Annotated in this window: 13 protein-coding genes; 3 read left to right on the forward strand and 10 right to left on the reverse strand. The window is 57.8% G+C overall.

Annotated elements, in window-relative coordinates; all coding sequences use genetic code 11:
* Positions 1–75: 75 nt before the first annotated feature.
* On the reverse strand, positions 76–213 hold the full coding sequence (locus tag C480_RS23530) for a hypothetical protein (RefSeq protein WP_161607016.1): 138 nt from the start codon (positions 211–213) through the stop codon (positions 76–78).
* Between the two features lie 296 nt (positions 214–509).
* On the opposite strand from C480_RS23530, the gene C480_RS17555 reads away from it, so the two are divergent.
* Positions 510–707: a hypothetical protein gene (locus C480_RS17555; protein WP_049903912.1), complete on the forward strand. Its 198-nt coding sequence runs from the start codon at positions 510–512 to the stop codon at positions 705–707.
* Between the two features lie 245 nt (positions 708–952).
* On the opposite strand, the gene C480_RS17560 is transcribed toward C480_RS17555, so the two are convergent.
* From C480_RS17560 to C480_RS24260, 7 genes are all read right to left on the reverse strand, one after another.
* On the reverse strand, positions 953–1,168 hold the full coding sequence (locus C480_RS17560) for a hypothetical protein (RefSeq protein WP_006666968.1): 216 nt from the start codon (positions 1,166–1,168) through the stop codon (positions 953–955).
* 380 nt (positions 1,169–1,548) lie between these two features.
* The gene (locus C480_RS17565) at positions 1,549–2,094 is read right to left on the reverse strand and encodes a hypothetical protein (protein ID WP_006666969.1); all 546 of its coding nucleotides are present in this window, start codon (positions 2,092–2,094) and stop codon (positions 1,549–1,551) included.
* Entirely contained in the window at positions 2,091–3,023 is a 933-nt protein-coding gene (locus tag C480_RS17570) for a ParA family protein (protein WP_006666970.1), read from the reverse strand. Before C480_RS17570 ends, C480_RS17565 begins: the two co-directional genes overlap by 4 nt.
* 116 nt (positions 3,024–3,139) lie before the next feature.
* Positions 3,140–3,904, reverse strand: a complete 765-nt coding sequence (locus tag C480_RS17575; protein ID WP_006666971.1) for a recombinase family protein — start codon at positions 3,902–3,904, stop codon at positions 3,140–3,142.
* Between the two features lie 269 nt (positions 3,905–4,173).
* Positions 4,174–4,320, reverse strand: a complete 147-nt coding sequence (locus C480_RS24935; protein WP_444993671.1) for a DUF7563 family protein — start codon at positions 4,318–4,320, stop codon at positions 4,174–4,176.
* On the reverse strand, positions 4,320–4,490 hold the full coding sequence (locus tag C480_RS23535) for a hypothetical protein (protein ID WP_161607017.1): 171 nt from the start codon (positions 4,488–4,490) through the stop codon (positions 4,320–4,322). The genes C480_RS24935 and C480_RS23535 overlap by 1 nt, the downstream gene beginning before the upstream one ends.
* Positions 4,490–5,107, reverse strand: coding sequence for a hypothetical protein (locus C480_RS24260; RefSeq protein WP_049903914.1), 618 nt, complete (start codon positions 5,105–5,107; stop codon positions 4,490–4,492). Before C480_RS24260 ends, C480_RS23535 begins: the two co-directional genes overlap by 1 nt.
* Positions 5,108–5,310: 203 nt before the next feature.
* Here C480_RS24260 and C480_RS17585 point away from each other — a divergent pair, with 203 nt between their 5' ends.
* On the forward strand, positions 5,311–5,553 hold the full coding sequence (locus C480_RS17585; protein ID WP_006666973.1) for a helix-turn-helix transcriptional regulator: 243 nt from the start codon (positions 5,311–5,313) through the stop codon (positions 5,551–5,553).
* Positions 5,554–6,458: 905 nt separating this feature from the next.
* On the forward strand, positions 6,459–7,580 hold the full coding sequence (locus C480_RS17590) for a hypothetical protein (protein ID WP_152424084.1): 1,122 nt from the start codon (positions 6,459–6,461) through the stop codon (positions 7,578–7,580).
* 124 nt (positions 7,581–7,704) lie between these two features.
* Here the strand turns inward: C480_RS17590 and C480_RS17595 are convergent, their stop codons facing one another.
* The gene (locus C480_RS17595) at positions 7,705–8,604 is read right to left on the reverse strand and encodes a GHMP family kinase ATP-binding protein (protein WP_006666975.1); all 900 of its coding nucleotides are present in this window, start codon (positions 8,602–8,604) and stop codon (positions 7,705–7,707) included.
* Positions 8,605–8,759: 155 nt separating this feature from the next.
* Complete coding sequence (locus C480_RS17600; RefSeq protein WP_006666976.1) at positions 8,760–10,079, reverse strand: alpha-amylase domain-containing protein; 1,320 nt, start codon at positions 10,077–10,079, stop codon at positions 8,760–8,762.
* Positions 10,080–10,224: the final 145 nt, after the last annotated feature.

A 10,224-nucleotide genomic window follows, 5' to 3' on the forward strand; every position in this document is an offset into this window, starting at 1 on the left:
CCTCGTCGTCGCAATCACCAACTACGAACGAGGAGACAATCCAGGAAGCACCGTGATCACGGTGTGAGAACTCTTCTATGACACCCTCGCGTATGGACGCGCATATCTGAGTTTGTCCTTCGAGATTTTCTCGAGTTTGTTCATTGACTCTTCTACCTTGCTTGCGAGCTCGATCATGCCGCCGTCATTATCGGCGGGGTCTGTATCCGACATCGTTAATCACCGCTCCTGTCTGAGAGGACTAGATGTCCTCCCGGACAAATGAGCTTGTTTGAATTAAATGTCCCCACAGACTTAATAGTTAGGGGACAAGTGATTCTGATATCGCGATGGTTCGACCAAACCACGATCTCCCCAACCTGTTGGTGGGCGGGGTACGAGACTACGCACAGGAACAGGACATCTCTGACGAGGAAGCGCATGCGGAGCTTTTACGTATTGCACTTCGCGACACTGGAATTTTGTGTCCAAAGAACAAAAAAGAAAATGGGAATGAGGGTTAGGATACGATGTCACCTGAAGGCGTCACTCAGACGGTCACGCGATGGGGGCAAGCTACCGCTTGGGTCGCAATCGCGTTCCTCTCAATGGCACTCCTTTACGGGATTCTCCCCGACGGGATCACCAACAAGTACGGCACCATAATGGTCGTCGGCTGGATTGCCGTCGTCTACGGCGTTGGCCACTTCTTGATCTGGGAGCGATAGTCGATATCAAAATCAGTGGTCCGTGGGAGTAGTAGTTGAAATAGATCGTGATCCCAATACTACTGTTCTGGTGTTATCCTTCTGGGTTAGTCCTCTGGCGGCGGTTGTAACCGTGTTTCGCCGGCGTTACCCACACTTTGAGCGCCGAGAATTAGTGGCGACGCTATAAACTAACAAATGGTATATCGATTCTCCGCACAAAACGTAGCCCTGAACTTAACCAAGCGGTTCACTGCACAACCCAATCACTCTCTGCGTCGATCTCTGATCTTGCGAATATCCTCGACAAGACTCACTAACACGACCAGCGCAAGAACGGCGTAGACCGCCAAGAGACCACCACCGAGATGTGGCTCGATATTCGACTCAAATACGTATAGCAGCACGATTGCGAACATCGCAGCTGTTCCTACGCCGCGGATCATCTGGCGGTCCAAGTCGAATATCAGTGTGGCTGTCATGGTTGGGCTATCACTCGTAAACCCCTTGCGGGGTCAGTTCGGGGCTTTCGCCCCGAATTATACGAGCAGCCCGCGAAGCAGCTTCCACAGGACGAGGACGACCGCGGCGAGTTTCGCCGCGACGGTTGCCCACTCCTTCAGCCACTTCGGCGGTGGTTCAATCTGGGTCATTACGACCCATCTTACTCTATACACTACACCCCTATAAACCTATCGAATATTTGTCAAGTCAATACGCTTCAGTTAACCTTTCACACGTGCAGCGCATAGAAACACATGGTTCAATCTGGGTCATCACAGGATTCGCCTGTGGTGTTTTCCAGTTTTCTATGTTCAGAGTTCCTACTGTAGAATTTCCAGGCATAGAAGGATTCTAGCGGTTATTCCTCGGCAGGGAGATCGTCGACTAGGCTCTCGTCCTCAATCATCTCGAGCAACTCATCCGACGACATCCTCTGTAGTTCTCGGGCACCGACGAGCAGCGCAAGAGGTCGGAAGTATCGGTTGCGGCCACCAATCGACTGGTTTTCGATATCGATACCGGTCTCTTCGAGGACATCGAGCGCGACGCGCCGGTACACTGCGTTCAGTTCGGCGCGGACATCTTTGGAGAGATAGAACGTGTCGTGCTCCCGTTGTGTCACAGGCTCAAGTGTCGCCTGTTGTGCCTGTTCCTCCTGTTCCGACTCGGTCGACTGGGCCGTCTGTGTTTCCATTTGATTCTGTTTTGCCCGTGGCGCTTGCTGTGCTTCCTGCTGATTCTCATTTTCGTTGCCTTCCTCCTGTGGAGACTGTTCTTCCTGTGGTTCCTGTGGCTCCTGTTTCCCCTGTTTCGATTGGCGACGCGGCCGACGTTTTCGCTTCCCTTGGACGCGCTCAAGTCGCTCCTGGTCCTCTTCGGTAAGCGTCTCGTCGTCGTCGCTCATGTTTCTTCCTCGTGGGACAGGTCGTCGACTAAGTGCGCTGCAGCGTCGTCGAACGTGGCGGCGACGTCTGCCTCGGGATCGTACTCGAAAATCGACTCACCGGCGTCGTAGGCGTACGAGAGTGCAACGCGTTCGGGTACCTCGTACACCGGTACATCCTCGAACACAGACTGCAGGAATGTTGTCATCTGTTCGGCAGCCTTGGTCGACATCCGAATCCGGTTGACGACCGCGAGTCGTTCCTCGACGAACACACCGGTGTCATCCTCAAAAGCCGCAATCTCGTCAAACAGTCGGTCGACCGCGCCCTTCGAGCTTGCCTCGGCGGTCGCCGGCACGATCAAGTTCGGCGCTGCGTACAGTGCGTTCTTGAACATCGGATTGTGGCCCGGCGGCGCGTCAATCACGACGACATCGTAGCCGTCGTCGATCCGCGAGAGTGCATCGTCGAGGAGTCCATACCCGTGCGGGTCAGTACCGATCGTCGCCGGCGTCACAAGTTGCGTCATCAACTCGATTGCGTCGGTCACAGTGTCGACGACATCGGCCTCGAGGACGAGGTCGCCGTTGTGGAGTTCAGCGAGAAAGTGCGCTGCGGCCAGTTCCATCGACGCGCCGAGCATGTCGATCGAGGCCGGGACAAGGTCGGCTTCATCGCCCTCCTGGACGAGCGCTACAATCTCGTCTCGTGAGTCGATATCGAGTAGAACATCGAACAGTGTCGGTGGGTCGGCCTCATACGCATCGAGGTGCCCGAGTCCTTCGGTGAGGTTCCCCTGTGGGTCTGCGTCGACGGCAAGGACATCGAGGTCCCGCTGCGAGAGTGCGCCGACTAGATTCGCTGCGACGGTCGTCTTCCCGACACCTCCCTTCGCGTTCGCGACAACTACCCGTGGCGGCCCATGCGCCTGTGGTGCCTGTTGCGGCATGTGTCCCTATGTGACAAGTGGCGGCTTAAACCTATACTATACGAAAACAGTCAGAAAAGGCGCAAAGTACCGCTTGCGAGTTCACACACAGAAATCACCGAAGCGTGGTTCAGAAGTTAGTCGTCGGTCGTCGAGACTTCACCCGTAGGAGTCGTTCTGACGGTCTCAAGTGCCCCATGCACAGCGTCATCGCTAGCTTCGGCCTCAAGATACCACCGACGGCGCTCGTCGTCTTGGTAGATATTTGAGAGGGACTGACGTGTGATTGGTAGACCTTCAGCGACGGATCGGTACGATTCATTATCATCAATCCGCTTAAGTGCGTCCCGGAGTTCAAGATAGCCAGTCTCGCCAGCGTCGTGATCCGGATCGATAATCGGCTGGAGGTATCCCTCAGCGTCGCGCTTGAAGCCTGCAGGGACTTGACCCAACCATTTCCCTTCGCATTGTGCACGTCGCTGTCCGGCCTCTATGCGCCGAATGAGCGTCCTACGCTCTTGCTGGTAGACCATGCCGATGATGTCAGCAACGAACCGGCCGGTGCCGTCAGGAGTGACTTTCTCGACAGCGCCGTCCGTGATCACGACTGTCGTCTCGGTGTCCTCGCAGAGGTCAAAAAATCGCTGCAGTGTCGCGCCCTTTCGAGAGAGTCGACTAATCTCCCAACACACGACGTGCGTATAGTCGCCGGCCTCGACCGCCTCGAGCAGCTCAGTGAACTGCTCGCGATCGTCACTCGCTCCGGACTCTCCGAGGTCGGCGTAGCGATCGACGCCCTCAAGGTCGGCGTCATGCTCGCGAAGCCACTCGTCGATACTCTCCCGTTGGTGGGCGTCTGTCTGTTCATCGGTACTCGCTCGAATGTAGGTTGCGTAGGACATCTTGTTTTCACCGTATGTCGCTCGTGAAGGTCACTTAAAGAACGGGACTTGTTTACATCCTGTAAGCAGACTAATACCCGCTTACAGGGCTACTCGAAAACCGGCGGAGGACTACAGGCCGATTCGGGCGATCTCGTCCTCGCGGTAGTACTCCGTCGTCTCAGAAGGGGTCTGATCCGAACGGCGGCAACGAATTAAGCCGTTGCCGAGTGGCTGGTACGAGTCAAACCGTTTCGCTTCTCCATTCTCCAAGACCAGCGTCACCATCGTCAGATCCCCTCAACTCCCGCACCACGGAACATTGCAGTCACATCCCGGCACTCACTACAGTTGTACAGCACGCCGTCGTTATTCCCGAAGACCCGAGCGTACTGCTCCGTGTGATGTGCGCCACAGTTCTGACAATGAGCGGTCATTAAAGCACCTCCGGCGGCGGTGAACCGACTGGCATCCCGTCACCGCGTTCCTTGACACCGCTCTCGTCCCGCTCTCTCGCCTCTCGCTTGGCCTCCTGGTATTCGGCGGCGAGCGTCTCAGGACCGGCAACCGCTTTGGCCTCCGCAAGCGCGTCAGTGCCGCGAGACATCACCGATCGCCCTCCTCGAACCGGCAGCCGTCGCGGTGAGACACGTGAGACTTCCGGTCGGCAATCACTTCGCGGCCGCAATCACGGCAACGAACGTAATCCGCGCCGGTCGGATTGCCGTACTTGTCGAACTCCGGAAACGGGCCTTTCCATGGATCGTCGCTCTCCGGCTCGAGAATCTCAGCGTCGTCGGCAGAACGAGCCACGGCACCGCCGTCCGCTACGACCTTGGCGTCCGTGTGAGCGTCAGCATCGGCCGCAGACGACTCGTGCTTGGTCGGAACGAATGCGCCTAGGTCGTCGTCGACTGCGTCCTCGTCGATCCACTCCGGGATCTCCTTGAGTCCGACTGCGTAGCGCGCACGGTGAACGTGCTTGCACACGTCATCGTCGTCTAGGTTGTACTCCTGGTCCGGGCATTCTTCGCCGTTCTTCTTGTGACACGTTCCGTCGACGACATGAACGTGATATTCGCGTCCGGATTCGGTCGTCACCGAGTAGCGGTCGGAATCGTCCTGAACGGCCGGCAGGTCGCCGAGGACCGTCATGATCTCGGTCAGCGCCTTTGCCTCTCGAGTCTCGATACCTTCAACCGTGTCCGCTTGTTCAGTCATCATGGGTTATCTGCTCCAAGACAACCCGGCTCGCCTGCGCCAACAGGCGGGCATTCCTTCCATCCTGAATGCCCCTTGGAACCGGGCTGCCCTCACCTATTCCTAATACGGTATTGGTATTAAACCTTCCTATTCCGGATTAGGCATAGGTATTAAGTAGATAGCAGACCAATGCCGTAATAGGAATGGAACAAAAAGCTGCTCATATGCCAGAACGAAACCCGAATCGGGACGACGAATCAGGGAAATACACTGCAGGATACACTGACGACAACGCATTTGAGGCGCTCAAAGAGTATGGCGGCGTCGCAACGACGAGTGAGGTTGCCGAAGAGATGGATTGTGCCCGCCGAACAGCGTACAACAAGCTCTCTTCGCTCGAAGAGAACGGTCGTATCACGTCCCGAAAGTCCGGCCGAACGCGGCTGTGGCAGGTGGATAGCGAATGATCGACATCATTGTGTTTGATCCCGACTGTTCGCGACACCTAGGTTTTACATTACTGTAGGATATAGGCAGGATCAACAAACAGACAGCGATACATCTCTCGGGTGTTGGAACGTCCGAGAACCAGGCGCAGTCCGACCAAGACAAGTCGCCTGTGTTCTCGAATTACGCCGGATGCCGCGCGGGATCACCTAAACGGTTGATCCGTACTGATTCTTTCAGTGTGGATCAGGTAAAGCGTTTGGGTTACGATTCACTGTGTGATCCCGAGGCATTCATCATGCGAATCCAGATAACGAATGTCGAAATCGCAACACGAATCTGCACGAACCGAATTCAACCAGTTCCATCGCAATGACGATTTCGAGAGTGCCGAACGCCCCGAACCATCTCGAGAAAATTTTTTACCCTCTTCGGACTCGCAAGAGTTCGAGTGGTTAGAAGAAAACTGCCGAAACGCTGGAAACCAAGAGCGAGAGCGGTTCACCGCTCGAGCGGTTGCGGTGGCGGTTGCCTACTACTACTACTGTAACGTTACAGTACGTAACGTTCGTTCGTGTCTGGCTGACACGAACGTTACAGTACGTAACGTTGCTTCTCTCGAGGTGGTCCGATGAGTACCTCGGATACTATCGGTCTCTACTGGAAGTGTCCTCCCGAATGGGACCGGTTCAAGGCTCTCGCAAACGAGATCTTTCCGGCACGGGACTCAGCAGCCGGGAATCTTGTCGAGTCAGCGTGGTACCGATTCAGTCGAGACCACAAAGCCGAGGAGATAGTCAGTCGACTTCTCGAGGCAGTCGGTACGAACTCGACCCCCAGAGAGGGTAAAAAAAATCTCACGCGGTCTCGAGACGTTGGTGATGGCCGAGCAACTGTCCGGGTCAGCCCGTCGGTCAAAGAGGAGATGGCTGACTTTGCCGACGAGAAAGATGTCGCGAATTACGAGGTTCTCCGCGCAGTTGTGTGTTATCGTCTGGATGGTGGTGCACTTGGATGGGTCGGTCGACAGCTCAAAAAACTCGAATCTCGGCTCGATCTCGACACAAGCGTCTCGCTCGACGCCACTATGAGCAGCAAGGAGTCCAATACGCAGAAGATCATCCAGGGCCTCGGCGGTGAGGAGATGTCGGCGTTCACGCTTGAGGAATTTAATAAAGCAGTCGAGACCCATCCCAATCTGAAGATTTCGGCGTCGAAGCACACTCGCGAAGAGTACCTCCCACGTGTGCTCGATGAACTCGAGTTCACCTACCATCCGAACCCGACGAAGGACTTGTTTGTCTTGACGGACGAGATTGAGATCCCAGACGTTCGCGATCCGCGCTCGAAACCAAAAGCGATGCTGAGCGAGGCAGACAAGCGACTCGCGGTCAAAGTCGACGCACTCGAGAAACTCGCGAGTCTCTCCGACTCTCGTGAGCGATACCAGTACGAGAAGGGTGAAGCAGTCGGGATAAACGGGATCGCCTACAACAACGCAGGCAAGTACATGCGGCAGGTCGCCGATTCGCCGGGATTCGAGTTCAGCGAGGACAACGACGTTCTGAGAGTCGACAAACGTCGCGTCCTCGATGCCGAGATTGAGAATGACGACGCTCTCGAGATTATCAGGCAGATCGCGAGCGACGCTCTCGAGGACAACGATAGAGAATCGCAAGACAGCAGAGGGGAAAAAAATCCCAGCAGAAATTTCACCTTCCCCTCTGGCGAGTCGAGCGACGATCGTGAGGAGTGGATCGACCAGGCACTCGAGGACTTCGAGGACGTTGACGAGATTCCAGAGCCCGCTCTCGAGAACGTCGTTCGGAACAAGATCGCACGGGCGCGGTACCCTGACGAAATCGATGAGACGGGCACAATCTCTGACGAGGCGGTCGAGAGAGTTACTGACGAGGAGATTGAAACTGTCCGCGAAGAGCTTGGTCTGGTTCAGCAGTCCGATGAACTCGCGGGCGTCGATGACCAATTCGAAGTACTTGAGGCAGGTCGCCAGGCAGCGGCAACGGATGGAGGGAGTGAGGAATGAGAGTACAAGGCGCAGTGGTCTGGTTTGATGAGGCTGTCGAGGCCCTTGCGTGTCGTCGCGGGGTGCTCTCGAGAGAGAACCGAGAGTTTCGCGAGACAATAGCAGCGATGATGATCGCGGACAGTCACCCGGATCTCGGGGACCCGGACGACGTTCGGGAGGACGATATCGACTTGGCTCTCGTCGAAGCCGGGCTCGGCGTCGACGTGGTGCCGGATGATCCTGAGGCTGTCGAGATTGAGCAGGATTCGGACGCTGACAACGGCCAGCGTGCGAGTTCAAGTTCACAAAGTGCGAGTTCGCAGGGTGCAGTCTCTGGAAGTACTACAAGTTGGAACAACCCGGAGGAAGCAACATGAGTACTGATGGAACCGGATTCGAGAAGGTTGTGGTGCGACGAGCCGGCGATCTCGTCGGCGATAGCCGGGTCGGCCCGCTCGACGACCGCGCGCATGCTCGCGTCCTCGTCGTCGCCGCTGCGGCCGGGATCCGCGTCGGGGACGACGACGAGAAACCGCCAGTCAGCGGGCAGGTCGTGGCGGGCGACGACCGGCGGCACCGTCCAGTCGCCCTCCGCCGGCGGCTCGGTCGTAAAGCGGTTCGTCGGGTGGCCGGCGTCGACGGCGAACCCGCCGCTCTCGAAGGTCGCGACGCCGATGCCGCTGCGACCGCCCCGACCCATCGCCGGTGCGCGGGTCCGCACCTGGGGCTCGAGGCCGTGGGCCCGCGCGGTCGCCGCGAGCACGGCCAGTGCGATCTGCGTCCCGCTGCCGAGGCCGACGTGGCGCGGCAGGGACTCCTCGGCGTCGACCGCGACGCCGGGGACGTCGAGGACGTCGACGGCGCGGCTCGCGTACGTCCGAACGAGCGAATCGTCGGCCCGGACGGTCGGGGCCGGCTCGGCCGTGACGGTGACTCGAGGGGACGCGAGCCCGACGCCGATGCCGCCGTAGAGCCGCTCGCGAGCGAGCGAGAGGTTCTGAAAGCCGACGTGGAGTCGCGCACCCGCGCTGACGGTCGCCATGTCGTGGCGTAAGGGGGGTGCTGTCAAGGGAATTTCGACGGTGGCAACGAATGGAAGCGACGCCGATGCACGGACGAGGGGATCGCACGACGCCGAAAGCAGCGGTAAACGCTTCAGTGCACCGCCGTTCACTGGGATCGCCTTTGTTTGGACGATCAGTACGGCGCGTAGAACACCCAACCCTCGGGTGGGACTTCGATCTCGACCCAGCCGTCGCCGTTGACCTCGACGTCGTCGGCGGTGCCGCTGTAGTCGTTGAGCGTTTCGTCGCGCCAGGTAGTGTACACCCACTCGCTTCGCCATTCGTCGGTATTGTTGTTCAGCCCGACGAGCAGGTTGTTCTCTCGCTCGTAGACCGCGAGGTCGGAATCGGCGTGTCGCCAGTGGGTCGTACCGCCGGCGAGGTTTGTCTTGACCCACACCATGTTGTTGATCGCGTCGTCGTCGAGGATCTCGTTCGAGTAGAGGTTGTACACCATCGGCGTCCCCTCGATCGTGAGGACATGGGCGTGTGCGAGGTGGTACTGTGGCGGCGCGCTCTCGTCGTGGTTCTGCACGAACGGCCAGGCGTGCCACGGGTCCTGTGCCGTGACGCCCGCCCCCTCGAGTCGGCTCACGTCGCCGTAGTCGAATACCTCGTCTATCGCGAAGTAGAGCGGGTAGTCGAAGGCGTCCATGCCGGTGTCGATGTAGTTCTGCACGTAGTCGACGCCGCCGTCGAATACTTCGCCGACGCGGTTCATGCTGAACTCGTCGGCCCACGAGTTGGCGTACCGATCCCAGAATTCGGCCTCGACGTGCTTGACCGCATCGTACCGGTAACCGTCCGCGCCGAAGCTCGCGATTTTCTGCATGTAATTGTACAGCTGCTCGCGGACGTACGGTGCAGTGTCGTCGTGGCCGTGGTCCTCGAGTTGCGCGAGGTCTTTCAATCCGAGGAGTTCGCCGTGTTCGACCTGGTGTTCGTCGTCCCAGTCGTCGATCGAACCGACGTGGGTATGAAAGTGTTCTTCGTCGAACTGCGGGAAGTCGTACCCCCGATTCGCGGCCGTATGATTCATCACGCAGTCGATATACACCTCGAGACCGCGTTCGTGGGCGGTGTCGATGAGCCGCTGGAGATCTTCTTCGGTGCCGAACTCGCTGTTGAAGGAGCGAAAGTCGACGGGCTGGTAGCCCAGTGGCGGGTCGTTCCGACCGTCCTGATCGTCCCACGTCAGTTCGCTTTCCTGGGGCGCTTGAATCCAGATTCCGTCGTATCCACGGTCGGCGACTGTCGAGAGATTGTCCGTAATCGTCGGCCACGTCTCGTGAAAGTATTGAAAGAATACTCTCTCGCCGGCGGCTGCGGCCGTCGAGGCGGCTCCCGTGACAGCGAGGGAAAGCCCGGTCATCGCAGCGCCGCGGACGAGAGTGCGTCTACTGATCGTTCCGCCGATTCGAGTTCTGGTCGAACGATTGGTATTCTCTTGCATTCATCTGTGATGTATTATTCCTTCATACATATATCTAGGGCCCATTATTGATACAAATGAGGGCGTCATAGAACAGTTACCATACCAGAGAGCAGGGTGAACACTGAGGTAGATGTGTTCAGCGACCCTGCGAGATGCTCCTTCG

Source organism: Natrialba aegyptia DSM 13077, from assembly GCF_000337535.1.
Classification (GTDB): Archaea; Halobacteriota; Halobacteria; order Halobacteriales; family Natrialbaceae; genus Natrialba; species Natrialba aegyptia.